This is a genomic window from Micromonospora sp. NPDC049139 (assembly GCF_055586845.1).
Genome location: NZ_JBVJHK010000001.1, coordinates 286,264 through 308,017, shown reverse-complemented (window position 1 = coordinate 308,017; position 21,754 = coordinate 286,264). Strand labels below are relative to the sequence as shown.

The window sequence follows — 21,754 nt, the reverse complement described above, 5'->3', positions numbered from 1 at the left end:
TTTTTTCGTCATCGGTCGAGGACGGCGTCCCACTCGTCGAGTAGCGGCCGGGAGTCCACGTGTCGATCCCGGTCGCCGACGCTCCTGCCGGATTGTCGGCCGTGGTGTCGCGCCGCGGCGGTCACCGCTGCGGCACGCCCGGCGGCGGCTCCGGCCCGAAGTGCACCCCCGCGATCGGGCCGCCCGGCGGCAGGAGGATCTCGAGCATCCGCTGCCGCCCGTCCGGCCCCGGGTCCCGGATGAACCAGAGGTGGTACTGCGATCCGGCCGGGATGTTCTCGAAGTCCCCGAGCGCGTCGCGCAGGTACTGCCGGGCCGTCGCCTGCTGCTCCGCGGCGGTCTGGAGGTGGATCGCGTCGGACTTCAGCTCGAGGAAGCACGGCACGTCGCCGGCCATCCAGTGCCCGTCCAGGTTGGACCGGCCGGTCAGCCAGGTGCCGATCCGCGCGCCGAGGAACCACATCGTCTGCTGCAGGACGGGCAGCGGACCGAGGAAGACGTGCTCGGCGAGCCGGCCGCGCATGCGGTTGGCGACGATGGTCAGATCCGGCACGCGGATCTGCCCGTCGACCATTATCTTCTCGAACGAGTCGACGAGCGCGATCCTGGTCTGCGGCCGGTACGCGTCGAACTCGCCGGCCTCGGCGACCTCGACGACCTGCAGGCAGTCGGTCATCGCCCGGCGCTGGTCCGGGGTGAGCGCGGGGAAGTCCCGGGCCACCTCGTCGGCCAGGACCCGCCAACTGGGGTGGGCCCGGTCGACGCCCAGGTTCTCCGGCGTGATCTTGCGGCGCGGCGGGCGCAGCGGGGGAGCGAGTGCCAGTTCCCGGCGCAGCTGCTGGCTGGTCAGCGACATCAGCCGGGCGACGAGCGCCGGGCGGTCACCCGCCGGGGCCTGCTCCAGCAGGGTGCCCGCCCGGCCGAGCCCGTCGTCGACCTGCGCCGTGCCGAGCCGCTTGCGCAGCCGCAGCACCAGCAGCGGACCCCACTGCCGCCCGAACGCGATCGACGCGGGATGCGACGCGAGCCCGTACAGGGCGGTCGAGCGGGACTGGACGGCGCCGACGCCGGCCAGGTCCGGGTGTGCGAGCAGACGCAGGAACGACTCCCGTCCCCTGGCCGCCTGCGCGAGGATCTTCGCCACCTTGTCGGGGCCGAAGGCGGCCTGGAGGCGCTCCAGGCCCAGGGTCGCCGCGCCGGGCAGCACCACCGGCTCGGGTGCTGGCCCGGGCCGCATGCTCGCCTCGGGCACGTGGACCAGCCGCTCCGGCGTCGCGGCCCGCGCCGGCAGGTCGCCCTCGGGCAGCAGGAGCAGGCGCCGGCCGCCGGAGCCGGACACGAGCACGGCGTCGGGGAGGTCGGTGGGCCGCCGGGTGCCGGGCGGGTAGGCGGCGTCGAGCACCGGCCGGGCGTCGTCGCTGAAGACCACCAGGCCCGGCAGCAGGCCCTCGAAGGTCGGTACGGCGTCCGGCCAGGTCAGCGAGGCGCTGATCCCGGCCTCGGCGAGGCGCAGCTCGATCTCGCCCTTGGCGGCGGTGAGCCGGAGCAGCGCCGCGTCGCGTTCCGCCCCGGGCGGCAGCCCGTCGACGAGGGCGACCAGCCCGTTCCAGGCCTGTGCCGCGCGGGCCGCCCACGCCCGGAACTGTTCCGGGCCGGCCGTGCCGTTGCGGACGGCCTCGAAGTCCTGGGCGACCTGCGCGCGCTCGGCCTCCAGCTCCTGCAGCCGCCGCTCGCCGTCGACGGTGAGCGCCCCGCGGGCCGCGCCGAGCCGGTCGAGGAACGACCTCGCCATCAGCCCGCCGACCATGACGGCGCCCGTGGTGGCGGCCTGCTGCACCGCGGCCACCACGCTGTCCCGCAGGCTGCGCAGCTCCCCGGTGCGGATCAGGTGCTGCGCCTCGCCGAACCCGAAGGTGGTGATCTGCTCGACCACGAGCCGGGCGACCTGCTCGGCCCGGTCACCGGACCGGGCCACCGCCTTGAAGATGTCCCCGGAGCCGCAGAGCACGACACGGACGACGGCGGCCTGCAGCGCCTGCCACGCGAGGTCCTCCTGGAACGACGTCGCCGTGATGGACTCCGGCCCCAGCAGCAGCTCGGACGCGCCACGGGCGACGAGCGTCTCCCACATCAGCCGGGTGGCGACCACGCCCGCCGAGACGGCGATCGAGCCGAGCACCGTGCCGCTGCCGACGACGGTCTCCAGCACCGCGCCGGCGGCGGCGCCGGCCGCCCCTGCGGTGATCGCCGTGGCGACGCCGATCGCCACTCCGGCCGCGATCGCCTTGACGGTCTTCTGCAGTTCGATGGTGTCGGCGATGTCGTCGAGGTCGGCCTTGAACCCGGGTCGGCCGGTGACGGTGGCCAGCACCGCGACGGCGAGCCGGTGCCGCTCCGCCGCCTCGACGTACGCGCCGTCCTTGTGCAGCAGGAAGCTCTGCTCCACATGGGTGAGGGCCGACGCGAGTTCGACGACGTACCCGTCCACCCGTTCCGTCGCCGCGCTGGGCAGCACCGGTTGGTCGGCGAGCCACGACAGCCGTTCCCGGGTGGTCAGGATCTGCACCGCCAGGCTGATGGTGCGCAACTTCTGGCTGAACCGCACATACGGCTGCAGGTAGTCGCGGAACGAGTAGGCGCGTACCGCGTACAGCTCGGCCAGCAGGCGGCGGCGCAGGAACCACTCCTGCCCGGGGGCGGTCATGGCGACGCCGGTCTCGGCGTCCGCGGCCCGTCCGGGAAGGGCGTCGTCCTCCCGTTCCGCCCGCAGGGCGACGAGGTCGGTGACCTGGTCGGCGAGCTGCCCGATCACGGCCTCCAGACCCATGCGGTCGGTCAGGTAGAGCAGCGGCATCGTCGTCGAGAACTCCCCGACCAACCGGTCGCCCTCGTTCTGCCGGGCCTCGATCCGGTGCGGCGGCGCGGCGTCGAGCGCCTCGGTGATCGCGGCGCAGTACGCCTCGCGGGCCTTGTGGAGGTAGCCGCGCAGCCGTGGCTCGAACGGGGGGAGGTACTGGCCGGGCCGGGCGAGGTCGGCCAGTTGGCGCAGGGCCGGGCCGAGCGCCACGGTCACCGCCCAGGCCATCTCCACGCCCCGGACCCGGCGCGCCATCGCCCGGGCGGTGGGCACCGGCGCGCCGGCCGCCGGGTTCAGCATGGCCCACAGCCGGCGGCGCGCCGGCTTCAGCTCCCGCGCGTACGGGACGAGGTCGTCGACGGCGTCGAGCAGCTCCGCGAGCAACAGGTCGTGCGGCACGCGGCTGGTCGGGCTCTGGGTGACGGCCACCGGGTCCGGCCGCCGCGTGCCCACGGTCGCCAGGACGGCCCCGCGTACGCCCTCTTCGCTCAAGCTCTGGGTCATGAACTCCCCCGCCCCGCCGGCGTGGCGACCACGCCACACCATGGACACTCCGGTCATCGATTGCGCGCCCCGGGTCGTCGGCACGACCGGGCGGTTCGGTACGGGCGCGGGACCGGGGCGACCCGGTTCCGCACCGTGAATCAGTAGGTGACGCGTACGCCCATCTCGGCCCAGGTGAGCCGGCCGACGATGCCGTCGTCGGTGAGCCCGCGCATCCGCTGGTACCAGCGGACCCCCGCCTCGGTCTTCGCGTCGAAGCGGGTGCCCGGCGGCCCGCACCGCCGCGCGCCGACGAACCGCTTGACGTACGCCACGTCCTCGCCGGTGCTGCCGACGCGGACGGTGCGCGAGCCCGGGGCCCGGCCTGCCGGCTGCGGCGCCGGTGGCCTGGTGGCGGTGCGGAGAGCGGTCAGGGTCTTCGGTCCGACGACGGCGTCGACCGTCAGCTTCTTCGACTTCTGGAACGTCCGGACCCAGGCGGTGGTCTTCGGCCCGAACACGCCGTCGGCGGTGAGGCGGGCGCCCAACCGGTTGGCGAGGGTCTGCAACTCCCGCACGTCGCTGCCCTTGCAGCCCGCCCGCAGGACCCGGTCGCCGAGCTTGGCGGCCCGGGCCGTGGCGACGCCCCACGGGCGCAGGCTGTCCTCCAGGGCCCGGGCGTGGCTGACGCTGACGTGCAGGTGCTTGGTGTGCGGGTTGGATCCGGTGTAGCGCGCGGGCCGGAAGTCGCGGGTACGGCTCCAGATCAGCCGGTTGTAGATCACGTACTGGGTGGACGGGTGCTCGATGCAGTGCCGGACGACCAGCAACGGGTCGATCCCGTCGATGTCGAAGTCCGCCGCGTTGACCGAGCGGTCGTCGGCGTCCGGGTTGTGGTCGGACTTGCGGGCCTGGTGGGCCGCGTCGCCGATCCAGCCGTCGGAGGCCTTGTCCCGGTGCGGCCAGCGGGTGTTGATCTCCTCACGCAGCACGCGCAGCGTCGGGGCCAGGTGCACGCCCATCGTCACTCCTCCTCTGCCAGCGCCGCGAGCAGGTCGTAGTCGACGGCGTCGCCGATCAGCTGCTCCGGGTCGTCGTCCTCCTCGAACGTGGCCACCAGGTACTCGGCGTCGATGCTGGCGGTGTCCACCAGTGGTCCCCCCTCTTCCGAATCGTCACCCTGCCGGCCGGATCAGGGCGGCCCGGCCGCGTCGCGCCTCGCGGTGTGCGGCACGGGCGTCGCCGCCCCGGGTCGACGGCGGGTGACTGACGTTCTCGTGGGCAACCTTCGGGATCGCGGCGGCGGGCCGGCAAGGGGAGAGTCGCCTATTGGCATCACGACTGACCGACCGGTCGGTCACCGCCGCCGGACGACGGTCGACGGTCGTCGAACGTGTCCACTCCGGCCAGGCATTCCAGTGGCCGGGGACGCGTTTGACTGATCGATCGGTCAGCCGCCGGCCGACCGAGTCGTCGACCCGGTCGGCCGGGCGGGGGAGCCGCGTGCCGCAACGGGCGAACGCGGTCTGACGCTTCGGACCGTCTCGGCGACGGCACGGTCGGCAACGTCCGAAGGGCGACAGAGTTTCGGGGTCGGTCCTCCGTAGCCTCCGGGAACTCCCGCGCCGAATCCACCGAGGAGGGCGGGAACCGAGGGGGGACGATGGGGTGGGTGGGCCCATGATCAACGTTGACGGCATTCCCGCCGAGGTCGAGGACCTCGGCATCGCGCTCGGGCTGCTCGCCCCCTCCGGTGGCGGCGTCCGGCTGGTCGAGGAGTTCTTCGCCGACCCGTGGACGCGGGTAGGCAAGCTGGTCGCCAGCGACGTCCAGCGCGCCGCGCTGGTGCGCGCGATCGAGGTGCTGCTGCCCTCGGCCCGGCCGCGCTTCGCGACCGAGGCGGCCGGCCGGCCCGACCGGGTCGCCCGGCACGTGCCGCTGCTGGAGCAGGGCGGCAAAGGTCAGGTCTACCTGGTCGTCGAGCGCGCCGGGCCGGCGGCGTCCGCCCCGCTGACCCTGGCGATCGAGGCCGAGGCCGGGCCGGTCGCCGGCGGCCCCGCCGTCACCGCGCGGCTCGACCTGCTCGTGGCGTCCGCCGGCACCGTCACCGCCGTCGCCGCCAGCAGGGAACACCCGATCCGGCTGCGCGCCCGGGCGCCCCTCGGCGACACCGGCGCCAGCGTGGAGGCGGCCGTCCTGCTGGTCGCCCCACCCGACGAGGCGCTGAGCCGCGTCACCGTCACCGTCCGGGGCCTGCCCGGCGCCACCGAGCCGCTCGTGCTGGACCCGGCCGCCGGCAGCTCCCAGCTGGCCCTGCTCGTCACCGCGCTGCTGCGCTACGTCCTGGCCGAGGTCGGCGACGGCGTGCCCGCACCGGTGCGACTGGTCGCGGCCAACCTGCCCGGCCTGCTGGGCCTGGCCCCGGGCCTGGTGCCGCTGCCCCTGGGCGACCTCGCCACCGACCCGGCGGCGTTCCGGTCCTGGCTGGCCGCGCTGGTCGCCGCGCGGACCCCGGACGGCGCGCCCGGCCTGGTCGGCTGGCTCGACTCGGTCGCCGGCCTGCTCGGCGCCGACGAGTCCAAGCGCACCGACCTGCCCACCGACGCCGACCCGCTGCTGATCCCGGTGCTGGCCGGCCCGCCGTCGGTCGACCTCACCGTGGCCGTCCGCACCGACCCCGCCACCGGCGCCGGCGCCCTCGTGGTCGGCGCCCGGGTCACCTACACCGGCGACGGCACGCTCGACGCGGTCGTACGCGGCGACGCCGTGCTGCTGGTGGTGCCGCTGACCGGCTCGGCCCCGGTCACGCTCTTCGAACGCCTCGACGTGCTCGTCGCCGCGCCCGCCCACGGCGGTCGGCTCTTCCCGGCCGCCGGCGAGCCGGCCGGTGCCGTGCAGGTCGGCGGGCTGCGCGCCGGCCTGCGCTACCGGGCGGCCAGCGGCACGATCACCCCGCTGCTGGAACTGCGCGACGTCACCGTCGCCATCGGCGACGACCCGCACCACCTCCACCTGGTCGACCTGACCGACGCCCGGTCGCTGACCTCCGCCGCGCAGTCGCTGCTGGAGGAGGCCATCGAGACCGGGCTCGGCCCCGCCGCCGGCCCGGTCGCCGCGCTGCGGCGCCTGCTCGGGCTGGGCACCACCCCCGGGGTCGACCTCGGACTGCTCACCACCGCGCCGACCCGCGCGCTGGCCGCCTACTACCGGCAGCTGCGCCAGGCACCCGACGGCTGGCCCGGCGTGCTGCGCGACGTCGCCCGGCTCGCGGGCACCGCCACACCGGTGGTGACCGGCGCCGGCACCCCGGCCGACCCGTGGCGGGTCCCGGTGGACGCGCTCGCCGCCGCGCCGGGCGCCCCCGTGGCGCTGGACCTCGTCCTGTGGGACTCCGGCACCGCCGCCGCGCCCGTCGTCGAGCTCGGACTCGCCCTGCGCGGCGGCGCCCACCTCGACGCGACCCTGCCCTGGCGGGTGGACGTCCGCGCGGCGCTGGCCTCGATCCCGCTCGACGGGGCGACCGGTCCGGCCTGGCTCGGCGGGGTCACCGCCACCGCCGTCTTCGACCCGCCGGCCCTGGCCATCGGCGCGCCGGTACGCGTCTCCACCGACGGCGTCCGCCTCGACGTCGCCTGGTCGCTCGGGTCGCCGGTGGCGGTCACCGCGACCGTCGACGACCTCGCCGTCACCGTCGACGGCGTGCCCCACCTGCTGGGCGACCTCACCCTGCCGCCCGCCGGCCCGATCGACCCCGCCCTGCCCGACCTCGGCCTCGGCGTCGACCCCGCCGCACTGTGGGGCGCCGCCCGCGGCCTGCTCGCCCGGGTCGCCGAGTCGTGGGCCGGCCCCACCGCCCGCGACCTGCTGGCGCTGGTCGGCATCGCCGGGCCAGGCACCACCGGCCCGCTCGCGGGGATGCCGCCGCTGCTGCCCCCGGACCCGACCGACCTGTCGTCGCTGCTGGCCGACCCCGCCGCCGCGCTGCGCCGGTGGCTCGCCGACCTGGCCCGCGACGAGGACGCCCGCACCGACGACGGGACGCCGTACCTGGTGGCGCTGCTGCGGTTGCTGCAGGCCGCGCTGACCGACCGGCTGCCCGCCCTGCCCGGCCAGGACCTGCCACAGGTCGACCTGCCCGTCTCCGGCGGCGGCACCGAGGCGGCGCCCTGGCGGGTGCCGGTCCACCGCGCCGGCGACGACGCGGTGGAGGTCCTCGCCTGGCTGGAGCCGCAGGGCCCGCCCGCGAAGTGGGCGATCGCGCCGCTGGTCGACCGGTTCGCCGGCGCCGACACCGACGACGCTTCGGAGGAGGCCGACCCGATCCCGGTCACCGGCGCCGACGTGCTCGCGGCGGCCGAGGCCGCCGGGGCGTACCTGCCGGAGGTCGCCGGCGTGCTCGACGGCGTCGACGCCACCCACGCCGCGGCGGCGCTCGGGGCGCTGGCCGGCGTGCTTACCGATGGCGACGGGCTGGTCCCCGCCGGCACCGCCCTGCCGGCCGAGACCGGCTGGCGGGCCGGCACCCCGGTCGCCGCCACCCACGACACCCTCACCACCGCGCCGGCGGCGGTCGCCCAGCTCCGCGACGAGATCGCCGCCCGCACGGCCGCCGCTGGCGACGACTGGGCGGTGCTGCTGCTCGCGCCGCCGCTGGCCGGGTCACGACCCTGGGCCGACCTGCTCGGCGACGTCGCGCCCGACCAGGTCGCCACCGTGGACCTGCGGGTCCCCGGCACCCCACCCGACCTGGTCGACCTCGGCACGCTGCCCGCCGCCCACTGGTACGTGGTGGACCTCGCCGACGACGGCACCCTCCCCGCCGCCGCCGCGCTCGCCGCGCTGCGGCACGTGCAGGACGCGGTGCGGACGGTGCGTCCCGGCGTACGCACGATCCTGGTCGGACACTCCTACCTCGGCCTGGTCGCCCGGCAACTCGCCGCGGCCGTCCCCGCGCAGGTGCTCGGCCTGATCACCGTCGGCACCGCGTTCGACGGCGCCCTGCTGCCGCTGGACGCCCCGGCGGTGGCCGAGGGGGTGCGGCTGGCCGGCGTGCTGGCCCCGACCGGCCTGCCGGCCGCGCCACTGCTCGACGCCGCCCTGCGCCTCCAGCGCCGCCTGCTCGACGGGTACGCCGCCGGGGAGCCCGGCGCGCAGGCCCGCCCCCGCCCGCTACCCGCCGCCGCGTTCGCCCGCTGGCTCGGCACACCCGTCGACCTGCGCGGTGTGCCCGCGCTCGCGCTGCACGGCAGCCTCGGCGACGTCGACGGCAGTGGGGGACCGGGTGACCTGCGGGCGGCGCTCGTCGCCGCGCTGACCACGCACACCGTCGAGGAGGCCGGACCGGCCGCACCGCCCACCCACGCGGTCGCCGCCCTGCGGCTCGCCCTCGACCTGGGCGCCCCGGCGGCCGGCGACCCCGACGTCGACGTCGACGTACGCCTCGGGCTCGGCTCGGTGGCGTTGGACCCGGCGGCGCCGGCCGACCTCTCGTCGGCGCAGGTGCGCGTCCGCGTCGCCCGCCCCGGCGGGTGGCTGCTCGGCGGGCCCGGCACCGGCGCCCCGAGGCCTGCCCGGGTCCGCGCCCTCACCGTCCGCGCCACCGTGCGCGCCGGCACCGCCGGCCCCGTCACCGACATCCACGTGGTGCTGCACGACGCCGCCCTGCGCGGCGAGTCGGCCGCCGCCGTCGACCTGGCCGACCCCCGGTCGCCGGAGCTGCTCGACGCCCTGGTGCAGGAACTCGACCGGGTGGCCGCCGCCAACGGCCGGCTGGCCCGGCTGCTGAACGAACTCGCCGCCCTCGGCGTCATCCACCGCGCCGCGCCCGGCCGGCCGGCCGCCGTGCTCGCCGACGCGGTCGCCGCGCTGCGCACCGACGCCACCGGTTGGCTGGCGCCCCGGCTGCCCGCGCTGGTCGACCGGGCCGCCGGGCTCCTCGGCCTGGTCCGGGACACCGCCGCCGGCGGCGGTTCCTGGCGGCGCCGCCTCGCCGGACTGCCGGTCGAGCTGGTGCTGGAGGCCCGGCCGTGGCGGCTCACCGCCCGCACCACCGGCACCGGGCTGCGGCTCGGCCACGGCGTCACCCTCACCGGCTCCTCGACCGTGGCGCTGGCCGACCCCACCCCGCGCGTGCAGGCCGCGCTCGCGGTCGGCGGCGTCACCCTCACCCGGGCCGCCGGCGCGATGTCGCTGGCCGCGCCGTGGCTGCCCGGGCCGGTCGGGCTGTCGCCGGCCGGCCCGGACCTGCCCGCCCGCCTCGCGTCGCTGCTGCCCCGGCTGCTCGTCGGCGGCGCGCTCGGCGTCCTGCTCGAACAGCTGACCGGCGAGGACCTGCGGGTGGCCTCCCTCGACGGGCTGCTGACCGAGCCGGCCGCCTGGCTGCAGCGCACCTTCGCCGGTACGCCCGGCGCGCCGCCGCAGGCCGCGCCGCTGGCCGGCCTGCTGCGCCTGGCCGCGGCCCCGCTGGGCCTGGCCGCCGACCCCGCGCACGCCCTCACCCTGCCCGGCGGCGTCACCGTCGACCTGCTCGACGTCGGCACCGCCGAGGACCGGGCGCTGCGGCTGCTGGTCGGCGCCACCGACCCGATCGTGCTGTGGACCGACGACGCCGGCACGGCCACCCTGGACCTCGCGCTGCGGCTGGACGTCGACGCCGCCCGGCAGGTGCGGCCGGGCGGCGAGCTGACCCTGCACCTGCCGCTGCCCGGCGACTGGGGCGCGCTCGACCTGCGGCTGGGCGCCGATGCCTCGGGCCTGTCCGTGGCCGTCACCCCGGCCGCGCTGGACGCCACGGTCACCCTGCTGCCGGCGGTGAGCGGCCTGGACACGCTGGTGGAGGCCGCCGGGGCGAGACTGCTGCCGGAGCTCCTCGACCGGCTCGTCGAGGGCATCGGCGCCCGCGACCCGCACCCCGCCGCCCTCGACGACGTGCTCGACGTCGCCACGGCGCTCGGCGTCTACGACCCGAAGTCGGCGCCGCACGGGTTCGCCGCCCGCACCGGCGCGCTCGCCGACCTCGCGCGGGACCTCTCCACCGGGGCCCTCGCCAGCGCCGGCACGGTCGCCGCGCCCGCCGTCGTGGCCCTGCTGCGCCGCGTCCTGGGTGACGCCCAGGTGCCGCCGCCGGCCACTCCGGGAGAGGTGGTGGTCCGGGTCGCGGTGCTCGACGGCACCGTCGAACTGCGTACCGACCTGGCTGCCGAGCGACCGGAACTCGGGCTGGCCGTGCAGGGCCTCACCGCCGGCGCGGTCACCGCCGACATCGCCGTCGGCTACGCCGACTCCGCCGTGACCGCGTCGCTGGCCGCCCACGCGTACGTCGACACGGGGCTCGGGGTGACCCTGCGCGCCCGGCTGTCGGCACAGGCCACGGCGGCGGGATTGGCCGTGCGGCTCGGCCTGCTCGGCAGCGACGACGCCGGCACCGGCGAGCTGGGCGTCCAGCTCGCCCCGGTGGTGCAGCTGCCCGGGGCGGCCGAGCTGGCGCAGCTCGCCCAGCGGCTGGTCGTGCCGATGGCCGGAACCCTCGCCCTGCGCGCGGCCGAGCCGTGGCTGCGCCGGCCCCTGTGGTCCGGCGGCCGCACCGCCGCGCAGATCCTCACGAGCGCCGGCGTGGCCGTGGACTCCCCGGACGGGGTGCGGATGGCTCCCGCCCTGCCCACCCCGGTCGGGCTGCTGCGCGGAGCCCTCGACGCCGTCACCGGGGTGCCCGTGCCGGTGCCGGGCGGGCTGACCCTGTCCGTGGTCACCGACGGCGCCCGCTACGGCCTCGTGCTGCGCGGCGAACTGGCCCTGCCCGCCGGCGACACCGCCGTGCAACTGCGCTTCGGGCTGCCCGACACCGTCGACGCCGGATGGGGGCAGGCCGGCCGGGGCGTCGGCCTGCTGCTGCTCGACCTCACCACCCCCGCCGCGCCGCAGCTGCGGCCGGTGCTGCGGCTGGGCGGGCTGGGCATCCGGGTGGCCGCCGCCGCGTCCGGCAGGGCACTGGTCGAGACCGGCGGATTCCGCCTCGGCGCGGTCGGCGCCCACGTCCGCGCCGACCTGGCGCTGACCGGCCCGGCGGCGCTGGACCGGCCGACCGTGGTCGACGGGGCCGTCATGCTCGACGGGCTGGGGTTCCCGATGGCCCCCGGCGGGGGCGGGTCCAACCCGGTCGCGGCGTCGCTGCTGCAGACCGGCGGCGGCGGCGACGCCGCCCCGGCGAATCCGCCCCTGGACGTGCTGGTCGCCCGCGGCGGCGGCCGGTGGCTGGTGCTGTTCGGCGGGAAGGCCGAGGCCCGGTTCGAGATCAACCGGAGCTACGGTCCGCTGCACATCGCGGAGCTGGCGCTGCTGTACAAGGCGGCCACCTCCGGGCCGGGCAAGGTCGGGGTGTCCGTCGACGGCGGGGTCGCCGTCGCCGGGCTCACCCTCGACGTCGACGACCTGTCGCTGCTGGTGCCGCTGCGCAACCCCACCGACCTCAGCGCCTGGGAGGTGGACCTGGCCGGCCTGTCGGTGTCGTTCAGCTCGCCCGGGGTGTCGGTCGCGGGCGGGCTGGTCAAGGTCACCGGCGCCAACGGCGTGCAGTACGACGGCATGCTCTCGGTCGACCTGGCCGGGCGCGGCCTGACCGCGGTCGGCTCGTACGCCCGACCCCGCGACGACCTCGGCGAGTACACCTCGCTGTTTGTGTTCCTGTCCGTCGGGTTCCCGCTCGGCGGCCCGCCCTACCTGTACGTCCTGGGCCTCGCCGGCGGTGCCGGCTACAACCGCCGGCTGATGGTGCCCCGCGACCCGCAGGGCGTGCCCGCCTTCCCCCTGGTGAAGGCCCTCGACGAGGGCGGCTTCGGGGGCTCCGGCGGCCCGATGGGCGCACTGGCGCGGATGTCCAGGGACATCCCGCCGGCCCGGGGCGCGTTCTGGCTCGCCGCCGGGGTGAAGTTCTCCACCTTCCAACTGCTGCACACCACCGCCCTGGCCTACGTCTCCGCCGACCGGGGACTGGAGGTCGGCCTGCTCGGCCTCATGCGGATGGCGCTGCCCGACGCGCAGGCCGCGGTGGTCAACCTGGAGTTGGCCCTGGCCGCCCGGTACAGCACGGTGGACAAGGTGCTCTCCGTCCGGGCGGCGCTGACCCGCAACTCGTGGCTGCTCAGCCGCGACTGCCAGGTCACCGGCGGGTTCGCCTTCGTGGTGTGGTTCGACCGGCCGGAGGTGCTGCTCTCCATCGGCGGCTACCACCCCCGGTTCAACAAGCCGGCGCACTACCCGGACGTGCCCCGGGTCGGGTTCCACTGGTCCGTCGGCGGCGGCGTGGTGGTCAAGGGCGAGGCGTACTTCACCCTCACCCCGTCGGCGGTGATGCTCGGCGGTCGCCTGGAGGCCTCCTACGACCGCTCACCGGTGCGGGTCTGGTTCGTCGCCGCCCTCGACGTGTACCTGCGGTGGGACCCGCTGACCTACGACATCACCGCCAGCGTCAGCGTCGGCGCCCGTTTCACGATCAAGGTGTGCTTCTTCGCCTGCGCACGGATCAACGTCAGCGTCTCCCTCGGCGCCCGGGTACGCATCCAGGGCCCGCCGCTGCACGGCACCGTCACGGTCGACCTGGCCATCGCCTCGGTCACCGTCAAGTTCGGCAGGGCGCAGCAGCAGCCGTACCTCGACTGGAACCAGGTGACCGTCAAGTACCTCGGCGGCGGCGACGCGGCCCGCCCGGCGACCAGCGGCACCGTCACCGCCGGCACCCTGCCGCCGGCGATCGGCAGCCGCCCCGATGGCACCCTGGAGCGCCCGTGGTCCGTGGCGCCCGAGTTCGCGGTCCGGGTGGAGTCGCTGATGCCGCTGTACGGATGGCGGCTGACCGGCAGCGGCCGCGCCGACGACCGCACCGACGGGCGGGAGGTCGACGTCGTCCCCGCCGGATGGAACATGGGCAGGACCCGCGCGACCATGGTCGTCGCGGTCGAACAGCGCGTCGGCGCCAACTGGGTCGCGGTGCCCGCCGCGCAGATCCAGACGCTGCGGCCCTCCACCGCCACCGCCGGATTCCCGGCCGGCCTGTGGGACAGCGCCCTCGCGGGCACGGCGAAGGGTGGCGCCACTCCCACCATGCTCCGGGCCCTGTCGTCGGTGGGCCTGGCCGCCCCGATCACCGTCTCCGAGGCGACCGGCGTGCTGCCGGACGTGGCCCTGGCCACGATGATCGAGGAGGAGACACAGCGCCACCTGCCGCTGTCGGTCCCCGACGCCGTCGCGCCGGCGCCGTCGGTGCTGCGCCTGCGACGTACCGCCGACTCGTCCGAGACCGCCGTGACCGCGGCCCGCCGGGCCGTGGCGGCGCCGGCCGGGCCGAGGCTGCGCGCGACCGTCTCCACCGACCAGCACCGGGGCGCGGGGCGGGCGGAGCTCCGCGCCGTCGCCCGGGCCCGCGCGGAGGGGGACAGCGGCGCGGCCCTGCCGGTGGGCGGCACCCAGGTCTGGGACACCACGGGCGCCGGTGGGCTGCGGCTGCGCCTCGACGAGGGGTCCGCGCCGCTGCGGCTGGTCACCTTCACCGGCACCGGCGCGCCGCTCAGCGACGGCCCGGCCCGGGCGGGCACCCGGGTGCCCGCCGACGCCGCCCGCGCGGTGGTGACCCCGGCGGCCGGCGCCGCCGCCGGCTGGGCCGCCGACACGCCGCTGGTCCCGGTCACCGACGGCGTGCTCGTCGCGCCGGGCGCCACCGTCCTGCTGCCGCACCCGTGGCATCCGCCGGCCCGCTACCGCCAGGCCGGCGAGCACGTGCCGGTGCCCGCGGCGCTGCTCTCCGCCGCCGTCGACGGTCTGGTCACCAACCTGCCCGCCACGACCCGCGCGGTCGTGGTGTCCCTGGAACCGGTGTCCGCCACCGCCAGCCTCGCCGACGTCCGCGTCGAACTCGACGGGGTGCGGGTCAGCAGCCGGGAGGACGCCCCCGACGACGACCAGCCGCACCGCATCCTCCTGACGGTCGACGCGGAGCGCGGCGCCGAGGCGATCTCGGTGCAGGTCGTGGCCGGGGACGGCTGGCGGGTCGCCGGCGTGATCGGCACCCCGGACCACGCCGTCGACACCGACTGCACCGCCGCCCGGCGGGAACTGGCCCGGGTCACCAGACCCGCGACGGTGCCCGGCCGCCCGGGTGTCGCCGCCCGGTCGGCGGCGCGTACCGCGGTCGCCGGGGCGGCCCCGGCGACCGAGCCGGCGGCCCCGGCACCAGCGGCGGCGTTCGTCGCCTTCGACGACGACGAAACGGAGGCGTGATGACGGAGACCCCCGTCGCGCCGGGATCGATCCGGCTGCACGACACGGTGACGCCGTCGCTCACCGCCGGCATCTACCGGTTCACCAGCAGGCTGGAGGTGACGGACCGGGGCACCCCGAAGACCTCGCCACCCGAGCACGCCACCCACGTGCAGGTCGGCGCGCCCCGGCTCGCCCTCGACGCCACCGAGGTCGCCGGGCAGCACCCGCCCCGCGACGCGGTGGGCGCGTTCGGCGACCGTCTGCCGCACGTGGTGCTGGGCCGACGCGCCCTGCCGTGGGAGCGACGGCTCGGCGACGGCACGCCCTGGCTGGCGCTGCTGGTCGTCCGGTCCGACGAGGCGACCCTGACCACCGGGACGCTGCGCTCCGTCGTCGGCGAGGCGGTGTTCACCCGCCTCAACGGCATCGAGCCGGTCGACGGCAACCGGGCCGTCGTCGGGCTGCGGGCCAAGGACCTGACCACGTTCCGGTCGCTGCTGCCCAGCCGCACCGACGTCAGGCTGCTCACCCATGTCCGTCAGGTCAACGTCGCGGACACCGCGCTGGCCGGCAGCGACGACGACGGCTGGTTCGCCGTGGTCACCGCCAACCGGCTGCCGCTGGGCGGGGTTACGCCCACGCCGTACACGGCCTGCCTGGTGTCGCTGGAGGCCCGCGACGACGTCTGGGCGACCAACCTGACCAGCGTGCCCACGTTGCTCGTGCTGGCGTCCTGGCCGTTCGTGACCAGCACCGCCGGCGGCACCTTCGAGCACGTCGCCGGGCACCTCGACCTCGGCGCGTTCGGCGCCCCGCCGGCCGGGCAGCCCCCGCTGGTGGACGCCGACGGGGCGCTCGCGCTGGCCGCCACCCGCCGCGACGGCACGCCGGCCACCATGGGCTACCGCCCGCCGCTGCTCGGTGCGGCACCCGACCCGCTGCCCGCGGGGCCGGGCGACGTGACCGGCGACGCCGCGTTCGAGCTGGGCCGGCTCCTCGCCGCCGCCGACGGCCGGTTCATCCGCGAGGTGGTGGCCTGGCACCGCGCCGCCGACGACGCGGCACGAGCCGGCAGCGCGGCGGGTCTCCGCGAGGACAGCGCCCGCTCGTACGCCGCCTCCGGCACCGCCGTGCGCCGCACCGCCACGGTGGCCGCCGAGGGCACCGACCTGCGGCGTGCCGCCGCGGTGGCCGTCGACGGCGCCGACCCTCTCGCCGCCCTCGGTGAGACGTTCGCGCAGCGGCTGCTGTCCCGCACCGCCCGCGCCGACCTGTGGCAGGCGCACCCGGGTGGCTCCAGCGTCATCCCGCGCCAGTTGCGCCCGGAAGGAGAACCGTCGTGACGACCCACCTGTCCGCCGGCGGCCGGCTGCTCGCCGAACGGCTCGGCGCGCTGGTCGGCCCGCCCGCCGACACCACCGGGCAGCCCGCGCCGCGGGCCCGCACCCTGGCCGCCGCCGCCGCGCGTGCCGTCGCCGAGCCGGTCGCGGCGGCGACCGCCGACGCGCCGCCGCTGCCCCCGTACGTCGAGCACCTGCTGGCCCGCTGGAGCCTGCTGCACGACCTGCCGTTCCGCTACCTCGTGCCCGACGCGCGCCTGCTGCCGCCCGAGTCCATCCGGTTCTTCCGCCTGGATGACGGCTGGCTGGAGCGGCTGCGGGCGGGGGCGCTGGCCGTCGGCGGCGACGGCAGCCGGGAACGCGCCGGCACCCGAACGCTGCTGCCGCGGGTCACCGCCGCGGTGACCGAGCAGCTGCCGCTGGTGCGGGAGGTGCAGCGCACCCGCATGTCGATTCCGGTCGCCGCCGACCTGCTCGCCGAGGCCCGGGCCGCGGGGGAGCTCACCGCCGCGGCCGGGCCGGTCCCGGTCACCGGGTTCCTGCTCCGCTCGTCCCTGGTCAGCGGCTGGCCCGGCATGGAGGTACGCGCCTGGACCAGCGACGACCCCGCCGTGGTGCGGCCGGGCGTCGACCCGGACGAGCTGGCCCGCACCCGACCCGACCTGGTGGTGGAGCTGCTGCGCCTGGAGCGGCTGTCGCCGTCGGTGCTGGTGGCCTTGTTCCGCGGCGCCCCCCGCCTGGTGTGGCTGGAGGAACCGCCGCAGAGCGTGCAGTTCGGCCTGGAAGCCGACGGGGCGGGCTGGCGGGCGCCGATCCGCGACGGCGCGGGACCGGACCTGGGCAGCGTCCCGGTGCCGATGCGCCCCGGCCCGGTGCCCGGCGTCGTCGACGTCGCCGGCCTGGCCCGCAACCTCGACCAGGCCCGCCCCCTGCCCCGGCCGCGCGGCGGCGCCGCCGTGGCGCTGTCCCTGCTCCAGGCACCGTCGCGGCAGCGGTTCGGCGCCTCCACCCCGCCGGCCTGATCCACCGCGGGGCCCGACCGCAGTCAGGCCCGCCGAACAGAGGGAGCCCCTCGTCGTGACAACTGTCCTCGTCCCGGTCGCGCTCGACGTCCTGGTCGTGCGGGAGCCCGGCGCCGCCTCCGACTGGGCGCGTACGGCGCTGACCCGGCCCACTCCGCCGGCCAGCGGCCGGGTGCAGCAGGACGTGCTGCCCGAACCGTTCAGCGCACGGCAGACCGCCCGGCCGCCCGGCGCGCACCTGCACTGGGGGCTGCCCGACGGGCTGACCCGCGGCGTCGCCGACGACACCGGTGCGACCACGTTTCCGCCGGTGCCCGACCGGTGGCTGGTCGTGCGGATCTCTGGCCCGGCGACGCCCGGTCCCCGGGCGGTGGAGGCGTGGCTGCTGCCGTACGCGGGCGCGATCGAACCCGTCCGGGTGGACCGGGCCTTGACCAGCCCGACCCTGCCGGCCCCCGGCGCCGCGCCGAGGTCCCCGCTGACCGCGCTCGGCCACGGCGACCTCGGCTGGGCCGGCTACTACGACAACGTGACCCACCGGTTCGCCCTGCACGACGAGCTGACCGGGGTGACCGGGCCGGTGGCGTACCTGGTGCTCGGCTGGTACACCGACCCCGTTCGCGACCCGCTGCACGTGGCCGGGGAGACGGCGTACACCGAGCGGATGGAGGACCTCGGCTGGGAGGTCTACCCGCCGCGCCGCGACGACCAGCCGGTGCCGGACCGGTCGGTCTACCACGCGGCGGCGGTGTCCATCGGCTGGCCGCAGCCGAACTGGCCCGGCGGCGGCGGGCTGCTCGGTCGGGAGACCGACTACCGTCCCGCGTCGGACGCGGTGGCGGTGGCGCTGGGGGAGACCCTCGCCGAGGCCCTCGCGGCGCTCGCCGCCGAACCGGACGACCCCGCCGACGCGGCCCGGATGGTCGAGGCGCTGCTGCAGGGCGCGCTGTCCGACGTGACCGGCGCCGACGGTCCCGCCCGGCTGGACGCCTCGCTGCACCAGAGCCGGTTCGGCTCGGCCCCGGCGGCGGCGGGCAACGAGTACATCTGGCAGCCGGCGGCCGGCTCCGGCGGTGCCGCCGGCGGCGGGTCGTTCGTGCAGGTGGAACGGACCCGGCCGCGGGTCTGGCACGCGTTGGAGCCGGCGCTGGTGGTGGCCGGTGGCGGACGCAGCCCGAAGCACGGCGCCGACGGCCGCTACTCCGAGCTGGGCAACCTGCTGTGCCGGGTGGACGGGCAGACCGTACGCGGCTTCGGCGTGGCCGGCGGCGACGCCGGTCCGGGCGCGGCGGTGCTGCCGCCGACCCCGCTGGCCGGGCTGCTGCCGCAGTACGGCGTGCCGGCGGTGGCCACGGACCTGCTCGTCGAGCTGGCCAGCATCGACCCGGGATCCGCCCCCGACCTGGCGCTGGCCACCGACACCCGGCCGTCGCCGGTGGCCGCCGCGCGGGCGGCGTGGTGGGCGACGTTCGACCCGGGCGTGGGGGACCCGACGCGACCGCCGGCGGGCACCGTGGTCGACGGCCAGTTGCCCAGCCCGGTCGGGGTGACCCCGCCGAGCCGGCCGTGGAACCCGTTGCTGCTGGAGTGGTCGGCCACCTACCTGCCGACGCCGCGCGGCGCGCACGACTGGCCGCTGGGCGAGGTCGACCACGACCTGCCGGCCGTCGTGACCGAGCCGGCGCCGGAGACGGGCCGTACGCTGCGCGGGCGGGTGATGTTGTCGGCGTCGGCGGCGGCGCTGCTCGACGGCACGGTCGACCCGCGGGACGCCGAACGCGACCTGCTCTCCGGCGAACTCGTCGGGATCGCCGAGCAGCTGCGTCGCGACGCCACCGGCCTGGTGGTGGACGCCCCGAACGCCACCGACGCCGCGCAGCCGCCACAGACTCCGCGCGCCGCGGACTTCGTGGCCCTGCGGGCCGGGTTCCTGCGGCTGGACCGGGCCCGCCTGGTCGACGGCTACGGCCGGTTCCTGGAGGTGCTCGGCCCGGACGTGGCGACGCCCGCGCCGGTGACGCACGGGGTGACGCTCGCCGTGCCGGGCCACCCGGACCTGGCCGCCCTGCGGCCGCGCTTCACCGCCCCGGCCCGGGTCCTGCTGCGCTTCGCCGACGCGCTCGGCGCGCCGCGCGACGCGGACGCGGGCGTCAGCCCGGTGTGCGGCTACCTGGTGCCGTCGTCGGTGGACCGCACGCTGGAGTTCTTCGACGACAAGGGCAACGGCTACGGGCGGCTGCGCCCCGACCCGGAGACGGTGACCGCGTGGGAGGAGGACCCGGGCCGCCCGGCGTCCCTGGGCGCGCCGCCGAGCCGGTTCCTGCCGAACCCGCTGCTGGCCCGCTTCGCCGACCGCATGCTGGCCGCCGACCACGCGCTGGCCACCGCCCGGGCGGGCGGCCATCCGGCCGGCGGCGCGCAGAGCGCGCTGGAGTCGCTGCTGCGGGTGCTGGACACCACCCGGTGGACGGTGGACGTGACCGGCCGGGCCGGCGACGAGCACCTGGCGCTGCTGCTCGGCCGGCCGGTCGCGGTGGTGCGGGCGTACCTGAAGGTGGAGGTGGAGGATCCGCGGCAGCCCCCGGAGAACGCGCGCACCGGCGTCCCGGTGCGGCTGGGCACGCTGTCACGGGCGCAGGACGGGCTGCTGGCGTACTGCGTCGGTGACGACATGGACCGGCTGCACATCGTGGACCCGGCGGTGGCGCTGCTCGCGCCGGGGCTGCCCGACGCCGGCGGGGCGGCAGCGCTGCCGGGCGCGGACCCGATCACCTCCCCGTACGTGGACACCTCCGGGGTGTTCACGGTCAACCCCGGGGTGCCGGTGCCGCTGACCCTGCTGATGGTGCCCGGCTCCGACGTGCACGTCACCGCGGGGCTGGTGCCGCAGAAGTCGGTGGGGCTGCTGCGGGAGTGGACGTCCTCGGCACTGTCCCGGCTGTCGCCCGCCCTGCGCCACGGCCCGGTCCTGCACGACCTGGAGACGACCCGCCTGCCGCTGCCGCAGGACGTACGCGGCTCGTGGCACTGGCACCGGCGCGCCGAGCCGGGCACGTGGCGGACGGACGTGGTGGTGCCGAGCACCCCGGACGCGTTGCTGCCGAACGAGCCGTCGACGGCCAGCGAGGGCTGGTTGCAGGTGGCGCTGGTCGCCGACACCGAGTACCACGACACGGCCGTGCCGGTGCAGGTGAGCTGCGTGCGCACCTCGGGTGGCACGACCGTCGCCCTTGGCGGGCACAACGGCGACGGCAGTCACTTCCTCATCCCGGTGCCGGAGGCGATCGAGCTGATGGGCAGCGGCCGGTTCGCGTTCTTCGTGCAGGAGCCCGGCACGGAACGTACGGCCATCCGGGTGGTCCGGCCCAAGCGCGGCCGGCCCTACCTGCGTACCGTCGCCGACGACGCGTCGCCGAACAACCTGGACAGCCTGCCGGAGTGCCAGCACGTCCGGTGAGGCGGCGCCGGCCCGTCCGGCGTGGGGTCCCTCGGGGCGGGCGATGCCCGGCGCGCCGGCTGTGCCATCGTTGTCCTTCCATCGGGTTCCGTCGGGTGCGGACGGCGAACCGCCCGCACCCGACGGCGCGCGCCCGCGGCGGCAGCGGGTAAGGGGAGGGGCGATGGCGGAGCAGCAGGCCGGGCCGTTGAGCGGCATCCTCGTCGCGGACTTCTCGCGGATCCTGGCCGGGCCGTACGCGACCATGCTGCTCGCCGATCTCGGCGCCGAGGTGGTCAAGGTGGAGGGCCCGGGCGGGGACGACACCCGCGCCTGGATGCCGCCGGTCCGGGAGGGGACGTCCACCTACTACCTCGGCGTCAACCGCAACAAGCGCTCGGTGGTCCTCGACCTCGCCGACCCCGACGACCTCGACGTCGCCCGGCGACTCGTCCGGCGGGCCGACGTCATGATCCAGAACTTCCGCCCCGGCGGGCTGAAGCGCTTCGGCCTCGACTACGACGGCGTCGCCGCCGACAACGAACGGATCGTCTACGCCTCGATCAGTGGCTTCGGCACCGGCGCGGGCGCGGACCTGCCCGGCTACGACCTCGTGGTCCAGGCCGCGTCGGGCCTGATGAGCCTCACCGGCGAGCCGGACGGCCCGCCGTACAAGGCCGGTGTCGCCGTGTTCGACGTGATGGCGGGTCTGCACGCGGCCCTCGGCATCCTCGCCGCCCTGCACCACCGCGCCCATACCGGCGTCGGCCAGCACGTCGAGGTGAACCTGCTCTCCTCGGCGCTGTCCGGCCTGGTCAACCACGCCAGCGGCCACGTCGCCGCCGGCGCCGCGCCGCTCCGGATGGGCAACGCCCACCCGAGCCTGTTCCCGTACGAGCCGTTGCCGGCCGCCGACGGCGACCTCGTCGTCATCGCCGGCAACGACGGCCAGTTCCGGAAGCTGTGCGAGGTGCTCGGCCTGCCCGGGCTGCCCGACGACCCCCGGTTCCGGCACAACCCCGACCGGACCGCGAACCGGGACGTCCTGCGCCCGATGCTGGTCGAGCGGCTGGTCCGGCGCACCCGCGACGAGTGGTTCCGGGACCTGCGTGCGGCGGGCGTACCGTGCGCCCCGATCAACACGGTCGACGGCGGCGTCGCCCTGGCCCGGGACCTCGGGCTCGACCCGGTGGTCACCGTCGGCGGGGTGCCGGGCGTCCGCAACCCGATCGGCTTCTCCGCCACGCCGCCCCGGTACGACCTGCCGCCGCCCTGCCTCGACGAGCACGGCGACGAGATCCGCGCCTGGCTGACCGCCGACTGAAGCCCCGGCGGGTACCGCTTCCAGCCCTGACGCCGGTCGCCG

The 21,754-nt window shown here is 77.0% G+C and carries 8 protein-coding genes; 5 read left to right on the top strand and 3 right to left on the bottom strand.

Annotated features, from left to right (window positions below):
• Positions 1–121: 121 nt before the first annotated feature.
• The 3 genes from ACZ6Q9_RS01400 to ACZ6Q9_RS01390 form a co-directional block, all read right to left on the bottom strand.
• Complete coding sequence (locus ACZ6Q9_RS01400; RefSeq protein WP_396826877.1) at positions 122–3,361, bottom strand: hypothetical protein; 3,240 nt, start codon at positions 3,359–3,361, stop codon at positions 122–124.
• 140 nt (positions 3,362–3,501) lie between these two features.
• Entirely contained in the window at positions 3,502–4,362 is an 861-nt protein-coding gene (locus tag ACZ6Q9_RS01395) for a peptidoglycan-binding domain-containing protein (protein ID WP_393454175.1), read from the bottom strand.
• 2 nt (positions 4,363–4,364) lie between these two features.
• The gene (locus ACZ6Q9_RS01390) at positions 4,365–4,490 is read right to left on the bottom strand and encodes a hypothetical protein (RefSeq protein WP_350679578.1); all 126 of its coding nucleotides are present in this window, start codon (positions 4,488–4,490) and stop codon (positions 4,365–4,367) included.
• 530 nt (positions 4,491–5,020) lie between these two features.
• On the opposite strand from ACZ6Q9_RS01390, the gene ACZ6Q9_RS01385 reads away from it, so the two are divergent.
• The 5 genes from ACZ6Q9_RS01385 to ACZ6Q9_RS01365 all read left to right on the top strand — a co-directional run bounded on the left by ACZ6Q9_RS01385 (position 5,021) and on the right by ACZ6Q9_RS01365 (position 21,712).
• A complete protein-coding gene (locus tag ACZ6Q9_RS01385; RefSeq protein ID WP_396826879.1) occupies positions 5,021–14,608 on the top strand; it encodes a DUF6603 domain-containing protein in 9,588 nt (3,195 codons plus the stop codon).
• A complete protein-coding gene (locus ACZ6Q9_RS01380; protein ID WP_393264053.1) occupies positions 14,608–15,933 on the top strand; it encodes a hypothetical protein in 1,326 nt (441 codons plus the stop codon). The genes ACZ6Q9_RS01385 and ACZ6Q9_RS01380 overlap by 1 nt, the downstream gene beginning before the upstream one ends.
• Entirely contained in the window at positions 15,930–16,952 is a 1,023-nt protein-coding gene (locus ACZ6Q9_RS01375) for a hypothetical protein (protein ID WP_393264052.1), read from the top strand. The genes ACZ6Q9_RS01380 and ACZ6Q9_RS01375 overlap by 4 nt, the downstream gene beginning before the upstream one ends.
• A 55-nt stretch (positions 16,953–17,007) precedes the next feature.
• Entirely contained in the window at positions 17,008–20,409 is a 3,402-nt protein-coding gene (locus ACZ6Q9_RS01370; protein ID WP_396826882.1) for a DUF3892 domain-containing protein, read from the top strand.
• Positions 20,410–20,572: 163 nt separating this feature from the next.
• Positions 20,573–21,712 carry a CaiB/BaiF CoA transferase family protein gene (locus tag ACZ6Q9_RS01365; RefSeq protein WP_396826884.1) on the top strand — a complete coding sequence of 380 codons (1,140 nt, stop codon included), beginning with the start codon at positions 20,573–20,575 and terminating at the stop codon, positions 21,710–21,712.
• Positions 21,713–21,754: the final 42 nt, after the last annotated feature.

Excerpts from the sequence above, each read along its gene's own strand:
- ACZ6Q9_RS01400 (WP_396826877.1), bottom strand. The coding sequence starts at position 3,361 with ATGACCCAGAGCTTGAGCGAAGAGGGCGTACGCGGGGCCGTCCTGGCG.
- ACZ6Q9_RS01395 (WP_393454175.1), bottom strand. The coding sequence starts at position 4,362 with ATGGGCGTGCACCTGGCCCCGACGCTGCGCGTGCTGCGTGAGGAGATC.
- ACZ6Q9_RS01385 (WP_396826879.1), top strand. The coding sequence starts at position 5,021 with ATGATCAACGTTGACGGCATTCCCGCCGAGGTCGAGGACCTCGGCATC.
- ACZ6Q9_RS01380 (WP_393264053.1), top strand. The coding sequence starts at position 14,608 with ATGACGGAGACCCCCGTCGCGCCGGGATCGATCCGGCTGCACGACACG.
- ACZ6Q9_RS01365 (WP_396826884.1), top strand. The coding sequence starts at position 20,573 with ATGGCGGAGCAGCAGGCCGGGCCGTTGAGCGGCATCCTCGTCGCGGAC.